Genomic DNA, 17530 nt, shown 5'->3' with positions numbered 1-17530 from the left:
TTTGTCGTACATCGAGGACATGGGTCCGGGCACCGGGGTCCTGCCGCCGCGCGCCTTCTTCACCTCCGACGCGGCTTCCCTGTCGCTCAACGGGACCTGGGACTTCCGGCTGTCACCGTCGGCCGCCGCGGCTCCCGTCGACTTCGGCGGCGACGACTGGGACACGATCACCGTGCCGGGTCACTGGCAGTTGCAGGGCCACGGTTCGCCCGCGTACACCAACGTGCGCTACCCGTTCCCGGTCGAACCGCCGTTCGTGCCGTCCGAGAACCCGACCGGTGACCACCGGCTGGTGTTCGACCTGCCGGCGTCCTGGCCCGACGAACCGGCGGTGCTGCGGTTCGACGGCATCGACTCGTGCGGACTGGTGTGGCTCAACGGGGTCGAGCTCGGCGTGACGCGCGGCAGCCGGCTCCCGTCCGAGTTCGAGGTCGGGCACCTGTTGCAGCCCAAGGGGAACGTGCTCGTCGTGCGAGTGCACCAGTGGTCGTCCGGCAGCTACCTGGAAGACCAGGACATGTGGTGGCTGTCCGGGATCTTCCGCTCGGTGACGCTGCTGTCGCGGCCGCGCGGTGGCGTTGCGGACTTTGAGGTGCACGCCTCGTACGACCACGTGACCGGGCTCGGCACGTTGTCGGTCGACGGCGGTCTTGTCACCGTGCCTGAACTGGGTGTGGTGGACTTGCCGGAGGGCCAGTCCGTGTCCGTCGCGGTCGAACCGTGGAGCGCGGAGAGCCCGCGGCTGTACGACGGCGTCGTCCACACGGCCGTCGAACACGTGCCGGTGCGGATCGGCTTCCGGACCGTCGAGATCACTGACGGCGTTTTGCTGGTCAACGGCGCGCGGATCGTGTTCCGCGGCGTGAACCGGCACGAGCACCACCCCCGGTTCGGCCGCGCGGTGCCCAGCGAGTTCGCCGTCGCCGACATCCTGTTGATGAAGCAGCACAACGTCAACGCCGTGCGCACCAGCCACTACCCGCCGGACCCGCGTTTCCTGGCGCTGTGCGACGAGTACGGCCTGTGGGTCATCGACGAGTGCGACCTGGAGACCCACGGCTTCGGTGAGCTCGACTGGGCCGGCAACCCGAGCGACGACCCGCGCTGGGCCGAGTCCTGTGTGGACCGGATGCGCCGGATGGTGGAGCGCGACAAGAACCACCCGTCTGTTCTGCTGTGGTCGCTGGGCAACGAGTCCCACACCGGCCGCAACCTCGCGGCGATGGCTTCGTGGGCCCGCGACCGCGACCCGTCGCGCCCGGTGCACTACGAAGGCGACTTCGACTGCGAGTACGTCGACGTCTACAGCCGCATGTACGCCTCGCACGAGGAAGTCGACGAGATCGGCCGCACGCGTGCGGACATGCCGTTCGTGCTGTGCGAGTTCGCGCACGCGATGGGCAACGGACCGGGCGGGATGCTCGAGTACCGCGAGCTGTTCGAGCGGTACCGGCACGTGCAGGGCGGGTTCATCTGGGAGTGGATCGACCACGGGCTCGAACGGGACGGGCACTACGCGTACGGCGGCGACTTCGGCGAGTCGATCCACGACGGCAACTTCGTGATCGACGGGCTGGTGTTCCCGGACCGCACGCCATCGCCGGGGCTGCTGGAGTTCGCGAAGGTCTTCGAGCCGGTGCGGATCACGGGGACTTCGGCGGGTGTCCGGATCGCCAGCTTCTACGACCACATCTCGCTCGACCACCTGAAGTTCGAGTGGGTGTACGAGGTCGACGGGGTGGAGGTCGCCGAGGGGTCGCTTGAGGTGCCGCCGGTGGCTGCCGGGCAGCACGTCGACATCGCGCTGCCCGACCTGGACGTCACCACCGGCCAACCCGACACCACCGATCTACCCACGCCCTCCGCCCCCACCGCCCCACTTGCCACCGGCGAAGGCTGGCTGACCGTCCGAGCCACCCTCGCCGCGCCCACCACCTGGGCCGAGGCAGGCCACACCGTCGCCTGGGGCCAGATCTCCATCACCGAGGCCGCGCCCACCAACCCGATCAGCGCCGTCGAGCTCGTCGGCGTCGGCGACGTCCTGTGGCTCGGCCCCGGCGAGTTCGACCCGGCGACCGGACTCCTGACCCGCCTCGGCGACCACCCCGTCGAGGGCCCGCGCCTCGACCTGTGGCGCGCCCCCACCGACAACGACCGCGGCTCCGACAACCCGGAGGAACGAGCCTGGCGCGAGGCTGGGCTGCACCGCCTGCAGCACCGCGTCATCGAGGTCGGCGCCCAGGAGAACGAGCTGGTCGTGCGCACCCGCGTGGCGCCCCCGAGCTGGGGGTTCGGCATGTTCGCCGACTACACCTGGACCGCCGACGGCGACCGCCTGCGCCTCCAGCTCGACGTCACCCCCGACGGCGACTGGCCGTGCACGCTCCCCCGGCTCGGCCTCAGGCTCGCCCTTCCCGGCGAGCTGAGCAGCGTCGAGTGGTTCGGCGCCGGCCCGGGCGAGGCCTACGCGGACAGCCGCCAGTCAGCACGGATCGGCCGCTTCGAGTCCACTGTGGACGCCCTGCAGACCCCGTACGTCTTCCCGCAGGAGAACGGCAACCGGGCGAACGTCCGCTGGCTGCGGATCGGCGACATCGGTGTCGTGGGCGAGCCGGTGTTCGACTTCACCGCCCGCCGCTGGACCAGCGAGGACCTCGACGCGGCGCAGCACACCACCGACCTGAAGCCGCGTGACCGCGTCTACCTGAACCTCGACCTGGCCCAGCACGGCCTGGGCACGGCGTCGTGCGGGCCGGGCGTGCTGCCGCAGTACCGGCTGCACGCGCAGAAGGCGAGCTTCGCGGTCAACTTCTGTCCCAGCATGCGGACATAGTTGAGACGTCACCTACGCTCGGAAGGAGGATGACCGAGGAGGGGCCGGAAATGCCGCGGAAGTCAGAGCCGTTGCGGAAGCTGGGTTTTCTCACCATCGGGCTGTTCGACGAGCACGATCCGGGCGCCGGCCATCGGACCACGCTCGACATCATCGAGCGTGGTGAGGAGCTCGGGTTCGACAGCGCGTGGGTGCGGCATCGGCACCTGCAGTTCGGCATCTCCTCGCCGATCGCGATCCTGGCCGCCGCCAGCCAGCGGACCAGCCGGATCAGCCTCGGCACCGCGGTCATCCCGCTGGGCTGGGAGAACCCGCTGCGGCTGGCGGAGCGACGTGCTGTCCGGCGGGCGGCTCAACCCCGGCGTCAGCGTCGGGCAGCCGATGCACTACGACGACGTCAAGCACGCGCTGTACCCGGACACCGCGGACGTCGAGGACTTCAGCTACCAGCGGCTCGAACGGCTGCTGGGCTTCGTCAAGGGCGAGAAGGTCACGGACTTCAGCGGCACCGAGGGCATCGAGGTGTTCTCGGACCGCGTCCAGCCTCACTCAGCAGGCCTGAGCGAACGCATGTGGTACGGCGGCGGGAGCCTGCGGTCGGCGCGGTGGGCAGGTGAGCACGGCCTGAACCTGTTGTGCAGCAACGTGGTCCAGGCCGAGCAGTCCGAGGACTTCGCGGAGATCCAGCTGTCGCACATCCGCACGTTCCGCGAGCACGGCGGCGGCCGGGTCTCGCAGGGGCTGGTGGTCATCCCGACCGACTCGGCCACCCCGGAACAGCGCGCGAAGTACCAGGCCTACGTCGACCACCGCACCGCCCGCACCGCCGCACCGGTCGGGCCGCGCCGGTTCATGTTCGCCCGCGACCTGATCGGCACGTCCGCCGAGATCGCCGAGCAGCTGTACGCGCACGCGGCGTTCCAGGAGGTCGACGAGGTCGCGTTCGCGCTGCCGTTCAGCTTCGCGCACGAGGACTACGTGCAGATCCTCGCCGACATCGCCACGAAGCTGGGCCCGGAACTCGGCTGGAGCCCTGCCTAGAGGACCCACCAGTTGTCCATGCGCGCCACCGCCGAGTCGGGACGACCCGCGTGGAAGAGGAAGGCCGCGATGCCCGCCGCGCCCTGCATCCACCCGATGCCGGGAGGCAACAGCGGGTCCTCGTTCTGGTGCTCGATGAACCGCCAGCACACCCCGGCCCCGTCCGGCGACGCCCGCGAGACCACAACATCGGCCAGGTGCAGCGCGAAGTCCAGGTCCTGCCCGCAATCGAGCAGCACGTCGCCCACACCCGCGGTCCCGCAGCACCGGCCGTCGTTGTCCCAGAAGCCCGGATAGAGCCGCTCGGGCAGACCTGACACGCGAATGCTGTGCAGACACCGCCGATGCCAGTCCATCACGTCGCGACCGCCCACTTCAGACACTCCGGCGTGCCGCAAAGCAGGCCACAGCAACGAGGTTCCGGTCGGCCCATGGCACCAGCCGTAGCTGAATGGGTTCTCGTCGAGCGGTAGGCGAGGCCACACCCGGAACCCGCCATCGGAGAGATCCGCCAACGTCACGAGGTGCTCGGCACCCTCCGCGGCCGCTTTGACCAGATCCGGCCGATCGAACTCGGCGCCGGCCAACGCCAGCGCGGTCGCGATCCCCGAAAGGCCATGCGAAAAGTTGGGCATCTGGTAACCGTTCGTGGTGAAACGCTCCGGAATCCACCGCCAGTTGGCACCGACCGGCACCTCCTCGCGCTCGGCGAGCAGCACCCCGGCCGCCACCTCGGCGAGCTCCCCGGCCCCCGCCACACCGTGCCGCCGCGCCCACACGGCGGCCAGCAGGACCCCCGCCGTGCCCAACCCCAGATCGTGGACGCGAGCACCAGGGAGATAGTGGTCCGCCGTGAGGAAGTCCACCGCCCATCCGTCCGGTGTGGACAGTTCGAGCGTCCTGGCGACGGCTTCCTCACGCCCAGGCGCATCCAACGCCGTCAGCACCCCGATCGCGCTGGGCAGGCCTCCGAAGAACGAGCAGTCGGTGACCTTCCCGATGCCCGCACGGACCTGCGCGGCCAGCACGTCCGCCAGCCGCTGCTCCTCGTCCGTCCACGCCCGGCACAACCGGATCTCCGCCAGCACGTGCGCCAGCCCGGCCACACCCGAGTACATCCCGTAGTGGTAGCGGGGATTCAGCTCCTCACCGACCGCGTCCGGGATCCACACCTCGTCGTCGTACCGCACCTGATCCAGCACCCACCGCCACGCCGACTCGGCGGTCCCCCAGTACGTCCCCATCGCTCGATCATTACATTGGTGACCGTGGAGCGGATGCTGGAAGCGGCAGGCCTGACCGATTTCACGGTTCGCCCGCTCGGCGGCGGCACGTACAACGAGGTCTACCGCGTCACCTCGCCCGAGGGCGACTTCGTCCTCAAGATCGCGCCCGACCAGCCAGGACTGACCTATGAACGCCATCTCACGCGCACCGAGGCGTTGTTCTGCAGACTCGGCTCCTCGGTCGCACCGGTGCCGGAGGTGGTGCACACCGACTTCACCGATCGTGACGTCCTGCTGATGACCTGCCTGCCGGGCGAACCGCTCCACGGCCGGTCCGACGTCGACCGCCCGTCGATCCGCCGCCAGCTCGGCACGGCGGTCGCGAAGTTGCACGAGGTCACCGGTCCCGGCTTCGGCTATCCCCAGCTCGGCCTGCACCAGACGTGGCGAGAGGCGTTCACGGCGATGTTCGACGCCGTGCTGAACGACGCCGAACGGTACGGCGTCACGCTGCCGGAGATCCCGCTGAACACCAGGGTGCTCGACGAGGTGAAACGTCCGAGTTTGGTGCATTTCGACCTCTGGGACGGCAACGTCCTGACCGACACCGGCCTGACCGGGCTGGTCGACGGCGAGCGCGCGTTCTGGGGCGATCCGGTCGCGGAGTTCGTGTCGCTGGCGCTGTTCCGCGAGATCGAGGACGACGAGGACTTCCTGACCGCGTACGGCTTCGAGTTCACCGACTCCGCACGCGTCCGGCTCGCCACCTACCAGGCGTACCTCTACTCGATCATGCTCACCGAACGGGTACCGCGCGGCCTCACCGACCGGGAGGTGGAACGCCTGATCAGGGAGGCGCTGGACAAGGCGCTGGCGGTTCTCGCCTGACCACTCCCGGTGATCTGGGAAGCTGGACTGGTGCGCGTGGCGTTGCTGGGGCCGACGGAGATGGCGGCCGAGGACGGCACACCGGTCGACATCGGTGGTGCCCGCGTTCGCATGCTCCTGGCCCGGCTGGCGCTCGATCCCGGCCGCCCGGTCCCGACCACGACGCTGATCGACGACCTGTGGGGCGAGCAGCCGCCCGCGGACGCGTCGAACGCCCTGCAGTCGCTGGTCTCGCGGCTGCGCAAGGTCTGTCCCGACGTGACGCTGGAGCCGGGCGGCTATCGGCTCGGCGTCGAGCAGGACGACGTCGACGTCTTCCGGTTCGAACGACTGCGCGCCGCCGGGCGGCTCGACGAAGCGCTCCAACTGTGGCGCGGTGAGGCGCTCGCCGACGTGAGAGAAGCGCCGTTCGCTCAAGCAGCGGCGGCAAGGCTCGAAGAAGCGCGGCTGGCGTCCGAGGAAGAGCGCGGCGAGCTCGACGTGCCCGCGCTGACCGCGCTGCACGAGAAGCACCCGCTGCGCGAACGGCTGGCGGGACTGTTGATGCGGGCGTTGTGCGCGCAGGGCAGGCAGTCCGAGGCGCTGCACGTCTACGCGGAGGTGCGCGGGAGGCTCGCCGACGAGCTGGGCGTCGACCCCTCGGCCGAGCTGCAGGAGATCCACCTCGCGGCGTTGCGCGGGGAGCTGGGGCCGCGGGCCGCGGTCGACCGGTTGCCGGTGCGGCTCACCAGCTTCGTGGGCCGTGACGACGAGCTCACGCAAGTGAGTGGACTCCTGAACGACGCGCGGCTGGTGACGCTGGTGGGGCCGGGCGGCGCGGGCAAGACGCGGCTGGCCACCGAGGTCGCGGCGCGGCATCCGTTGCACACCAAGGGACGCGTCTGGTTCGCGGCGCTCGCCGGCGTGCGGGCGGCGGAGGACCTCGCCGGAGCGGTGCTGGGCGCGTTCGACGTGACCTTCGGCGGGGATCCGTTGCGGCGGAGCAGCGAGGGCATGCACCGGATCGCGGAGGTGCTCGGCGCCGGGGACTCGTTGCTGGTGCTGGACAACTGCGAGCACCTCATCACCCCGGCGGCCGAGTTCTGCGGCGAGCTGCTGCGGCGGGTGCCGAACCTGCGGGTGATCGCGACCAGCCGGGAGCCGCTCGCGATCGACGGCGAGTCGCTCTACCCGCTGGGGCCGCTCGCCGTGCCCAACGGGCAGGCCGACGTCGGCGGGTTCGGCGCGGTGCGGCTGTTCCTGGACCGGGCGAAAGCGGTGAGACCGGGCTTCCGGCTGGACGAGTCCACTGTGGACGACGTCAGGCAGATCTGCCGCAGGCTCGACGGCATGCCGCTCGCACTGGAGCTGGCCGCCGCGCGCCTGCGGTCCATGACGGTCCAGCAGATCACTCAACGACTCGACGACAGGTTCCGGTTGCTCACCTCGGGCAGCCGCACGGCACTTCCCCGGCAACGCACGCTGCGCGCCGTGGTGGAGTGGAGCTGGGACCTGCTGACCGAGGAGGAGCTGCAGCTCGCGCGCCGGCTCTCGGTGTTCCCGGCCGGCGCCGACCTGGCCGCGATCGAGCAGGTCTGCCATCCCGACGCGTTGTACGTGCTCACCTCACTGGTCGAGAAGTCCATTGTGGACCTCGCCGACGCGCCGCGGTACCGGATGCTGGAGACGATCCGGGTCTACGCGGCAGAGCAGCTGGAGGCCTCCGGCGAACGCGCCGAGACGACCGCGCGGTTCCGCCGCTACTACCGCGACCTCGCCCAGCACTGGGAACCGCTGACCCGCACCGCCCGCCAGCTCGAGGCGATCACGGTGTACGAGGACGAGCACGACAACATCATCGCGGCCCTGCGCGGCGCCATCGACGACCACGAGGTCGAGCTGGCGGCGGACCTGCTCGGCGGCGTGTTCTGGTACTGGCTGGTCAAGGGCGACAACGAACGTGCCGCGATGTCGGTGCACGACGTCCTCGCGCTCGGCGAGCACATGCCGGAGGACCTGTCCGCCACGTTCCGCGCGATGGAACTGATCATGAACGCGATGCCCGGCCAGGCGCACAAGGACGACGCCGCGGCGATCATCGACGACTGCGTGCGCACCGGCGCCACGCAGAAGTACCCGTCGTTGGCGCTCGCGTTGCCGATGCTCGCGTTCCTCAGCCACAACCACGAACTGGCGCGCCGCGAGGTGGACCGGGCGGCCGGGAGCGACGACCCGTGGGCACGGGCGGCGGCCGACTGGGCGATGAGCTTCATCCTGGTCGACGAGGGCGACCTCGACGGCGCCGAGCTGGCTCGCGATCGCGCGTACGAGCAGTTCGTGGCCGCTGGTGACCGGTGGGGATCGGCGATGACGCTCGGCCTGAAAGCCGCGTTCGTCTCGCACACCGGCGACAACCAGGCCGCGATCGCGCTCTACCAGCGCGGCCTCGACGTGGCGCTGGAGCTGCGCTCGCAGGACGACGCCGTGCAGCAGCACTGGCGGCTCGCCGCGGAGTACGCCCGGCTCGGCGACCACGCCACCGCCGAACGCGAGATCGCCAAGGCGGAGCAGTACGTCGACAGGCTCGGCAACGACCAGATGGCGCTCATGCTGAGCTACGCGAAGGCCGAGGTCCTCCTGCGCTCCGGCCGCGTCGCTGAGGCACGCGCACTGAGCGCCCACTTCAAAGAGGCCGCCACCACGTCGACCGTGCTCGGCTCGTTCGTCGCGGAGTGGTCCGCGGTGCTCGACGCGCGCATCGCGATCGCCGACAACGACCTCACCGGAGCCGAGGCCCGGGTCGCCGCGGCGATCGAGTCGACCTCGGACCGCGGCGACATGCCGGACGTGGCCACGGTCGCCGAACTGCTCGCCCAGATCCGGCACGCGCAGGGCCGTGACGACGCCGCGAGAAGGCTGCTCGCGCTCACCAAGGCGGTGCGCGGCCGGCTCGACCTCGGCGACCCCGACGTGCGCCGCCTGGTCGCCGAGATCGGAGAACCGGAAGCGCCCCAGGTCACGAAACCCGAGGCGCTCCAGGAGATCCGCGGAGAAGCGGGCATCCGCGAAGACTGACTCACACCCGCTTGCGGTAGGCCCACATCGCGAGCGGGAAGAACACCGCGACCGCCGCGGCCATCCAGATCAGCGACCCCACGAGCGGTCCCGCGATCGCGCCGCCGTTGAGCAGGCCGCGCAACGCGTCCGACATCAGCGTCACCGGACTGATGTCCGCCCACGCCTTCAGCCAGCCCGGCATCGTGGCGGTGCCGACGAACACGTTGCTGCCGAACGTCAACGGCATGATCAGCACGATCATGACGCCCTGCACGGCCTGCGGGGTCTTGAGCAGCATGCCGACGAACACCGCCGCCCAGCAGAAGCACAGCCCGAACACGATCGCCAGGCCGACCGCGATCAGCAGCTCCACCGGGCCGGTCTGCACCCGGAAGCCCATCACCGTGGCGACGACCAGCAGCACCAGCACGCACACGACGTACCGCACGACGTCCGCGAGGACCGCCCCGATCAACGGCGCCGAGCGCGCGATCGGCATGGCGCGGAACCTGTCGAAGACGCCCTTGGAGACGTCCGTGTTCAGCTGCACGCCCGCGGTCATGCTTGCCTGCAGGATGTTCATCACCAGGATGCCCGGTACGAGCATCTGCAGGTAGCCGTCGATGCTGCCGGCGAGCGCCCCGCCGAAGATGTAGGTGAACAGCAGGAGCAGGATGATGGGCCCGATCGTCACGTCCATCAGCTGCTCGGGGTTCTTGCGGATCTTCAGCATGCCCCGCCAGGCCAGCGTGAAGCCGTGCCGCACGCCCCGGTTCAACGCGATCGTGGTCATGCCAGGCTCCTCTCCTGCTGCTTGCCGGTCAGCGCGAGGAAGACCTCGTCGAGCGACGGCAGCCGCAACGCCAGCTCGTCCGCGGTGATGCCCGCCTCGTCGAGCTTTCGGACCAAAGTGGACAGCAGCACCGGATCGTTGACCGGCGCGGTCAGCAAACCCGTGTCGTCGTCGCGGACCGGCTGAGCTCCTGTCAGGTCACCGAGAATCCGGTAGACCACGTCGAGGTCGTGCGCCGAGGTCGGCCGCACCTGCAACGTCTGCCCGCCGACGCGCCGCTTCAGCTCGTCCGGTCTGCCCTCGGCCACCACCAGGCCGTGGTCGAACACCGTGATCGTGTCCGCGAGCTGGTCGGCCTCCTCCAGGTACTGCGTGGTGAGCAGCACCGTCACGCCGTTCGCGACGAGCTTGCGCACCACCGCCCACACCTCGTTGCGCGCGTGCGGGTCCAGCCCGGTGGTCGGCTCGTCCAGGTACAGCACGGACGGGCTGCCGACCAGGCTGGCCGCGAGGTCGAGCCGGCGACGCATGCCCCCGGAGTACGTCTTCGCGGCCCGGCCCGCGGCGTCGGTCAGCTCGAACTGCTCCAGCAGCTCGGCCGCCCGCGCTCGCGCCCCCGTGCGCGAGAAGTCCAGCAGCCGGGCCAGCAGCACCAGGTTCTCGGTGCCCGACAGGTCCTCGTCCACCGACGCGTACTGCCCGGTCAGCCCGATGATCGACCGCACCGCCCGCGGGTTCTTGAGCACGTCGTAGCCCCCGACCGTGGCGTGTCCCGCGTCCGGGCGCAGCAACGTGGCCAGCACCCGCACCGCCGTGGTCTTGCCCGCGCCGTTCGGCCCGAGCACCCCCACGACCTTCCCCTCCGGCACCTCGAGATCCACCCCGTCGAGGGCTTTGGTCTCTCCGAAGTGCTTGACCAGGCCTTCTGCCCTGATCGCCAGCGACATCGTTCCTCCCTGTGTTCGAGAGGAACTGTGCGCCCGGCCGCTGACAGGACGCGCACAGTGCACTGACAGCGGCTGTCTAGCGGGCCGTCACGTTGTGCGTGGTGATCTCCTCGCCGCAGCACCGGCACGCGAGGTACGCGTCGCCCACCTGCCCGCACGGGTTGTGTTCGAGCACCACGGCCGGGCCCTCGAGATCCGGCACGTACCGGTCACCCCACTTCATCAGGATCACGATCGCGGGGAACAGCTCCAGCCCCGCCTGCGTGAGGCGGTACTCGTCGCGGTCCTCCGCGTACGGCACCCGGTCCAGCAACCCGGCCTCGACGAGCGTCTTCAGCCGAGCGGACAGGGTCGGGCGCGGGATCGTCAGGTTGCGCACGAACTGGCCGTAGCGCCGCACGCCGAAGAAGGCCTCGCGCAGGATGAGAAGCGTCCACTTCTCCCCCACGAGGTCCAGCGCGCGCCCAACGGACTCGCCGCGGAACCGGCGGTCGAGCTCGGTCATCGGCCTCCTGTCGCAAGCAGTGGAGAGAGCGTGGTCAGCAGTCGGCGCCCGGCGGGGTCTTCCGCTGTCGCCGGCACGAGTCCCACGTGCTCGGCGCCCGCGTCGAAGTACTCCTGGACACCCCGTGCGATGTCCTCCGCAGACCCCAGAACACCTACGGCTTCGAGCAACGACACCGGGATGTCTTGCGCAAGCGAGGCTCGCGGCGCACCGGCGCGTGCCCTCTCGACCAGTTCACCGTGGCCGAGCGCGGTGAACATCTCGCCGTAGCCGGGCGGAGCCAGGTAGACGGCCAGCTGCGAGCGCAACTGGCGGAGCGTGTCCGGACCGGGGTCGAGCGCGGCCGGGATCCACACCGCGATCGGCGGCGGCACGCGGGCCTGAGTGAGCTCGCTCCGGACCTGGGCGACGTGGCCGGCGCTGACCAGGTTGAGCACCACCTCGTCGGCTTCCTCCGCGGCCGCCCGCAGCATCGCCGGGCCGAACGCGGCGACCGAGATCGACGTGCCGGGAACCGCTTGCTGCAGCCGGAATCCGTTCACGCGGTTGCCGTCGAGGATCGCACGGGTGTCCCTCACCGTCTGGCGCATCAGGCGCACCGGTTCGAACGGCCGGCCGTGCCACTCGGTGACGATCCGCGGGCTAGAAGCGCCCAACGCGAGGCTCGCCCGCCGGCCGGTCGTGGCGACCACTGTGGACAGTCCGAGCGCCAGTGCCACCGGACTCCGCACACCCACCGCGAGAGGACCGATCTTCAACGAGATGTTCGACGTGCGCAGGCCGGCGGCGGTGGCCAGGGCAAAGGCGTCGAACGTCGCCATCTCGCCGATCCACAACGTCCCGAACCCGGTCTCGTCGGCGGCGACCGCGATGTCCAGGGCTTCCGACGGCGGCCGGTCCAGCCAGAACGGCGTCACCACACCGACAGAGCTCACAACTGCTCCGTCTGCGCGGGCACGCCGAGCAGCACGCGTCCCGGCAGCTCGAACGACGCGGCGTTGACCTGGAAGTGAGCGCTGGCCGTGTGTGCGTCCCGGAACCGGCGCTGGATCGCCGCCCCGTCGTAGATCGCGCCACCACCGGCCAGGTCGTAGAGGTTCGAGACGACCTGCCGAGCCGTGCGGGTCGCGTGCGTCGCGGCCAGCCGCAACCCGACCCGCTCCTGCACCGACGGCCCACCCTGCCAGGCCTCACCGACGGCCTCGTAGAAGAACGCCCGAGCAGCCCGCAGTGCAGCCGACGACTCGGCCACCGCAGCCTGCGTCGAGGAGCGTTCGGCCAGCGTGCGGCTGGATCCGAGCGGGCTGCGCCGGCCGGCCAGCGCCACGAAGTCGTCCAGCGCACCGAAAGCGTTGCCCAGCGCAGCCGCCGCGACCGACAGCGCGAAGAACCCGAACACCGGGAAGCGGTACAGCGCACCGGACCGCACCGGACCGTCCAAAACGGACAGAATTCGCGACGAAGGCACGAACACGTCCCGCGCCACAGAGTCGTGACTGCCGGTGCCGCGCAACCCGGTGGTGTGCCAGGTGTCCAGCACCTCCAGCGACGACTTGGGCAACGCCGCCACCTTCAGCACGCCGTCGAGCACGAACCCGGCGAACAGCCAGTCGGCGTGCCCGATCCCGGAGCAGAACGACCAGCGCCCGGACACCACGACACCGCCGTCCACCGCCTGGCCACGCCCCTTGGGCGCCCACACACCGGCAGTGGCCGACCGAGGGTCCGCGAACACCTCGGCGGCACCCTCATCAGGCAGGTACGCGCCGAGCAGTCCGCTGGTGGCCGCGATGGACACGCACCAACCCGTGGAGGCGTCACCGCGCGCGATCGTCTCGGCGACGGCCAGAGTCTCGGCCGGTGGGCGTTCCAGACCGCCGAGGGATTGAGGCACGCCGAGGCTGAACAGGCCTTCCGCGCGGATCGCATCGAGCAGGGGTGATGCGAGGGCACGAGCCGATTCGGTCGTGGGGGCGGACTCCCGGGCCAGGTCGGCGATGGTGCGGGCAGCTGCAAGCAGCGTGGTGTCGTCGGTCAACACTGTCACCGGGCCTCCTGGTTCACTTTTCTTACCGGTTCAGTTTTCTTACCGCAGACGCGACCTCGAACGCAAGAAGGGGCCCCACCAGCGCGGTGGAGCCCCTTCTCAAAGCCGACCTAGGCGAACGGCGCCTTGTCGATCCCACACGTCTTCTGCACCGGCAGGACCCCGGTGAAGAGGTACTCCCGCTTCACCTTCTCCGTGCAAGCACTCCGCACGTACATCGAGGTGTGCCCAGCACCCTCAACGGTCAGGAACCCCGTGCGAGCCATCTCCTCGGCACCGTCCTCAGCCCCGTGCAACGGCGTGGACGGGTCGAACCGGCTGTTGATGAACAGGATCGGCGCGGACGTCCACCGCTTCCACGGACCGGTGTAGCGGTCGTCATCACGGCCCTGCCAGAACGCGCAGGCCATCATGTCGAACACCACCGCACGACCCCAGTACGGCACACGGATGTCCTCGCTCGCGCCGTACTCGGAGTACACGGCCGCATTGCGGGGGAAGTTGCTGTCCGAGCACTGGACCGCGTTGAACGCCTCGAACCGGTTGGTGATGTAGTCCGCCGACGCCGCCCGCATCGAGGCCGGCGCCTCCCAGACGCCCTGCAGGATCCGCGCGGTGTCCTGCCACGTGTCCGGCTGCGCCAGCGCGTCCCAGACGGTGCTGATCAACGTGACGCGGTCGAACCGGCCGTCCGGCGTGGTCACCGCAGCTTCCGACACCTTGGTCACCAGGTCCGCCCACTTCTTGCGCAGGTCACCGCCCGCGAACGCGCACTTCGCGCCCGGAGCCGCGCACTGCGTCAGGAACTGGTCGAACGTCTCGGCGATGCCACGCGGCACGTCCTGGCGCGTGTCCAGCGGAACGGTCGAGCCCTCGTTGCCGTGCCCGGTCGCGTTGCCGATGAAGTCCAACGCGCCGTCGAACGCGAGCGCGCGCACCTTGTTCGGGAACATGTTGGCGTAGATCGCACCGAGGTGCGTGCCGTACGAAATGCCGTGGTAGGTCAGCTTCTTGTCGCCCACGGCCTTGCGCAGCTGGTCGAGATCACGCGCCGTGTTCGCGGACGAGACGTGGTCCAGCAGATCGCCGGACTTCTGCTCGCACCGCTTCACGAACTCGCGATAGCTGTCGTAGAACGCCGGTTCGTCCGGCTCGGCGTTCGGGTACACCGGGATGGCGTTCAGGAACTGCTGCTGCTCCTCGACGCTGTCGAAGCACCGCACGGTCGCGGAACGACCGATCCCCCGCTGGTCCCACGACACGACGTCGAACCGCGCCCGCAGCTCGGGCGAGAACAGCCACTCCCACTTGCCGCGCGCCCGCAGCCGGTCGACCCCGGACGCGCCGGGTCCGCCGAAGTTCACGAACAGCGAGCCGATCCGCTTCGACGGGTCGGTCGCGGGCAGCCGGATCAGCGAGAGGTCGATCTTCGTGCCGGTCGGCCTGTCGTAGTCCAGCGGCACCCGAGCGGTCGAGCACTGGAAGCCGTCCTGACAGTCCTGCCACGTCAGCGCCGGTGTCTCCACGTCGGGTTCAGCGATGGCGGCCGGCGCCATCCCCAGTATGAGCGCAGCCGTGACCAACAGAGTTTTCACATTTTCTCCCCAGGTAGGTCTCGATCATGGAGACGCTGTCGAGACCGACCTGGTTGCCTTGCGTCGAACGCGGATTCGACGCCCGCGCCGCCCCCAGATCGCGGCGCGGACGTCACCAGGGACGCTAGCCACGAAGGATTGTTCACGTTCGAGGTCGGACAGTTGAACAACAACCACTGACCAATTCAGCCGCAGCCGTGCGATCGATACCGGCCGTGGCCAACCACGTCCGTCCGGAGAGAACGACATCGAGTAGACGCGGTCGGTGTGGCCGCGCGCCTCGCTGAGCCTGCGAGGATGAGCCTGATCCGACACGTCGTAGGGCCGCACACAGGTGCCGCCCTGATACGAGCGGCCGGGGATCAGCTCAGGGCGTGCGTCGCGGTCGCTCCTCCATCCACTACGAACTCGCCGCCGGTGCAGTACGCGCTCTCATCGCTGGCCAGGAACAACACCACGTTCGCGACGTCGTCCGGCTGACCGACCCGGCGCAGCGCGACCTTCTTGCCTACCGGCGAGATGTCGACCGGCCGGCCCAGCGCCTCGCCGACCATCGGGGTGTTGATCGCGCCGGGGTGCACGGAGTTGACCCGGATGCCGTGCTGGCCGAGCTCCATCGCGGCCACCTTGGTCATCCCGCGGATGGCGAACTTCGAAGCCGTGTACGCGACCAGGTACGGCATGCCGCCCAGCCCCTCCACGGACGACACGTTCACGATCGAGCCGCCGCCTGCCCGCGTCATCGACTCAACCACCGCGCGCATGCCGAGGAACGTGCCGACCTGGTTGATCCCGATCACCCGCTGGTAGTCGGCGAGCGTGGTGTCGGCCAGCGCCGAGAAGTGCAGGATCCCGGCGTTGTTCACGAGCACGGTGATGTCGCCGAACGTGCTCGTGGTGAACGAGATCGCCTCGGCCCACTCGTCCTCGCTCGACACGTCGAGGTGGCAGTACTCCGCGCCGAGTTCGGCGGCCAGTTCCTTGCCCTGGTCGTCGAGGACGTCGGTGAGCATCACGCGTGCGCCCTCGTCGACGAACCGGCGCGCCGCGGCCGCGCCCTGACCGCGGGCCGCACCGGTGATCAGGGCGACTTTCCCGTCCAGCCTCATCTACATCATCTCGTCGGTCAGCGGCATCATCACGGTCTTCAGCTCGGTGTAGGCCTCGTAGGCGCTCTGGCCGCCCTCGCGGCCGAGCCCCGACTGCTTGTAGCCACCGAACGGGAGGTGCGGCTCCAGCTGGAAGCCGTTGATGCCGACCATGCCCACGCGCAACGACTTCGAGACGCGGAACGCCCTGCGCACGTCGTTCGTGTAGACGCCGGCACCCAGGCCGTACTCGGTGTCGTTCGCGATGCGGATGGCTTCTTCTTCGTCGTCGAACGGCACGACGGTGAGCACCGGGCCGAAGATCTCCTCGCGCGCGATGGTCATGTCGTTGCTGACATCCGCGAAAATCGTTGGTGCGACGAAGTTCCCGGAGGCGAGGTCGCCTTCGAGCCGGTTGCCGCCGACGACCTTGCGAGCACCCTCCTCCTCGCCGCGCTGGATGTAGCCGAGCACGCGGTCGAGCTGCTTCTCGTTGATCAACGGGCTGGCGAGCACGCCGGGGTCGAACGGGTCGCCGAACGTGACGGCGCCCGCGAGCATCTGGGCGGTGGCGACGAACTCGTCCTGGATCTCGCGCTGCACCAACGCCCGCGTGTGCGCGACGCACGCCTGGCCGGACAGCCCCATCGTGACCATGCCCATGCAGGTCATCGCGGCGAGGCCGACGTTCGGGGCGTCCGCGAACACGAGTGCGGGCGACTTCCCGCCCAGTTCCAGCGAAACGCGCTTCATCGTGCCCGCCGAGGCTTCGACGATGCGGCGGCCGATACCGCGACTGCCGGTGAAGCTGATCTTGTCGACCAGCGGGTGGGTGATCAGGGCTTCACCGGTCGTGGTGCCGGGGCCGGTGACGAGGTTGACCACGCCCTCCGGGAGGCCGGCCTCGATCAGCAGCTCCACCATGCGGATCACGCAGAAGCTCGCGTACTCCGACGGCTTCACGACGACCGTGCAGCCCGCGGCCAGTGCGGGGGCGAGTTTCTGGGCGAAGAGCACGAACGGCGCGTTCCACGGCAGGATCGCCGCGACCACGCCGACGGGCTCGCGGAACGTCATCGCGAGGTGGTCGCCGCCCTGGTAGGGCGGCAGGGTCTGCCCGCCGACCTTGTCGATCCAGCCCGCGTGGTGGTCGAAGATGTCGGCCGCGATGCCGACCGAGGTCGCGTAGATCTGCCCGAACGACAGCGGCACACCGTTGTCCAGCGCCTGCAGGCCGCGCAGCTCGTCGGCGTTCTCCCGCAGGAGGTCCGCGTACTTGCGCAGCACCTTGATGCGTTGCGTGGCACGGGCGTTCGACCACCTGCCGTCGTCGAACGCCTTGCGGGCGGCCTGCACCGCGGCGTCGACGTCCTGGGCGGAGGCGATGGCGAAGTGGCCGATCTCCTCGCCGGTCGCGGGGTGGCGATGGGTCCAGGCCTCGTCCGTCTCGCGGTACTCCCCTCCGATGAGGAGCCGGCCGTCCTTCAGGCCGAGCGTCTCGCGGTGCGGTTGCACGGTGAGCGTCACAGCT

General features: G+C 69.8%; 12 protein-coding genes and 1 pseudogene. 4 read left to right on the top strand and 9 right to left on the bottom strand.

Translation table 11 applies throughout. From position 1 onward, the window contains the following. Position 1: 1 nt before the first annotated feature. Both LFM09_RS08250 and LFM09_RS08245 read left to right on the top strand, forming a co-directional pair. Complete coding sequence (locus LFM09_RS08250; protein ID WP_414095711.1) at positions 2-2833, top strand: glycoside hydrolase family 2 TIM barrel-domain containing protein; 2832 nt, start codon at positions 2-4, stop codon at positions 2831-2833. Between the two features lie 50 nt (positions 2834-2883). Further along, a pseudogene (locus LFM09_RS08245) lies at positions 2884-3874 on the top strand (LLM class flavin-dependent oxidoreductase). Here LFM09_RS08245 and LFM09_RS08240 read toward each other — a convergent pair. Then, on the bottom strand, positions 3871-5118 hold the full coding sequence (locus LFM09_RS08240) for a lanthionine synthetase LanC family protein (protein WP_414095710.1): 1248 nt from the start codon (positions 5116-5118) through the stop codon (positions 3871-3873). The pseudogene LFM09_RS08245 and the gene LFM09_RS08240 sit on opposite strands and share 4 nt — an antisense overlap. Positions 5119-5136: 18 nt before the next feature. Here LFM09_RS08240 and LFM09_RS08235 point away from each other — a divergent pair, with 18 nt between their 5' ends. Both LFM09_RS08235 and LFM09_RS08230 read left to right on the top strand, forming a co-directional pair. Beyond that, complete coding sequence (locus LFM09_RS08235) at positions 5137-5988, top strand: phosphotransferase family protein (RefSeq protein WP_414095709.1); 852 nt, start codon at positions 5137-5139, stop codon at positions 5986-5988. Between the two features lie 9 nt (positions 5989-5997). Further along, entirely contained in the window at positions 5998-9042 is a 3045-nt protein-coding gene (locus LFM09_RS08230) for a BTAD domain-containing putative transcriptional regulator (RefSeq protein ID WP_414095708.1), read from the top strand. Position 9043: 1 nt separating this feature from the next. On the opposite strand, the gene LFM09_RS08225 is transcribed toward LFM09_RS08230, so the two are convergent. The 8 genes from LFM09_RS08225 to LFM09_RS08190 form a co-directional block, all read right to left on the bottom strand. Continuing rightward, entirely contained in the window at positions 9044-9817 is a 774-nt protein-coding gene (locus LFM09_RS08225; protein WP_414095707.1) for an ABC transporter permease, read from the bottom strand. Continuing rightward, positions 9814-10764: an ATP-binding cassette domain-containing protein gene (locus LFM09_RS08220; protein ID WP_414095706.1), complete on the bottom strand. Its 951-nt coding sequence runs from the start codon at positions 10762-10764 to the stop codon at positions 9814-9816. The genes LFM09_RS08225 and LFM09_RS08220 overlap by 4 nt, the downstream gene beginning before the upstream one ends. A gap of 76 nt (positions 10765-10840) precedes the next feature. Beyond that, complete coding sequence (locus LFM09_RS08215) at positions 10841-11269, bottom strand: winged helix-turn-helix transcriptional regulator (protein ID WP_414095705.1); 429 nt, start codon at positions 11267-11269, stop codon at positions 10841-10843. Then, positions 11266-12204: an LLM class F420-dependent oxidoreductase gene (locus LFM09_RS08210; RefSeq protein ID WP_414095704.1), complete on the bottom strand. Its 939-nt coding sequence runs from the start codon at positions 12202-12204 to the stop codon at positions 11266-11268. Before LFM09_RS08210 ends, LFM09_RS08215 begins: the two co-directional genes overlap by 4 nt. Further along, positions 12201-13316, bottom strand: a complete 1116-nt coding sequence (locus tag LFM09_RS08205; protein WP_414095703.1) for an acyl-CoA dehydrogenase family protein — start codon at positions 13314-13316, stop codon at positions 12201-12203. Before LFM09_RS08205 ends, LFM09_RS08210 begins: the two co-directional genes overlap by 4 nt. A 110-nt stretch (positions 13317-13426) precedes the next feature. Further along, positions 13427-14911, bottom strand: coding sequence for an alpha/beta fold hydrolase (locus tag LFM09_RS08200; RefSeq protein ID WP_414095702.1), 1485 nt, complete (start codon positions 14909-14911; stop codon positions 13427-13429). A 362-nt stretch (positions 14912-15273) separates the two neighbouring features. Further along, the gene (locus LFM09_RS08195) at positions 15274-16020 is read right to left on the bottom strand and encodes a glucose 1-dehydrogenase (RefSeq protein WP_414095701.1); all 747 of its coding nucleotides are present in this window, start codon (positions 16018-16020) and stop codon (positions 15274-15276) included. Then, a complete protein-coding gene (locus LFM09_RS08190) occupies positions 16021-17526 on the bottom strand; it encodes an aldehyde dehydrogenase family protein (RefSeq protein WP_414095700.1) in 1506 nt (501 codons plus the stop codon). It abuts the gene before it with no gap. Between the last annotated feature and the right edge of the window lie 4 nt (positions 17527-17530).

Source organism: Lentzea alba, from assembly GCF_047445655.1.
Classification (GTDB): Bacteria; Actinomycetota; Actinomycetes; order Mycobacteriales; family Pseudonocardiaceae; genus Lentzea; species Lentzea alba_A.
The sequence above is the reverse complement of the archived record's forward strand: the minus strand, read 5'-3'. Positions and strand labels throughout refer to the sequence as shown.

What these genes read in the sequence shown, in the direction of transcription:
- LFM09_RS08220 (WP_414095706.1), bottom strand. Translation starts at nt 10,764, where the DNA reads ATGTCGCTGGCGATCAGGGCAGAAGGCCTGGTCAAGCACTTCGGAGAG.
- LFM09_RS08195 (WP_414095701.1), bottom strand. Translation starts at nt 16,020, where the DNA reads ATGAGGCTGGACGGGAAAGTCGCCCTGATCACCGGTGCGGCCCGCGGT.
- LFM09_RS08240 (WP_414095710.1), bottom strand. Translation starts at nt 5,118, where the DNA reads ATGGGGACGTACTGGGGGACCGCCGAGTCGGCGTGGCGGTGGGTGCTG.
- LFM09_RS08215 (WP_414095705.1), bottom strand. Translation starts at nt 11,269, where the DNA reads ATGACCGAGCTCGACCGCCGGTTCCGCGGCGAGTCCGTTGGGCGCGCG.
- LFM09_RS08225 (WP_414095707.1), bottom strand. Translation starts at nt 9,817, where the DNA reads ATGACCACGATCGCGTTGAACCGGGGCGTGCGGCACGGCTTCACGCTG.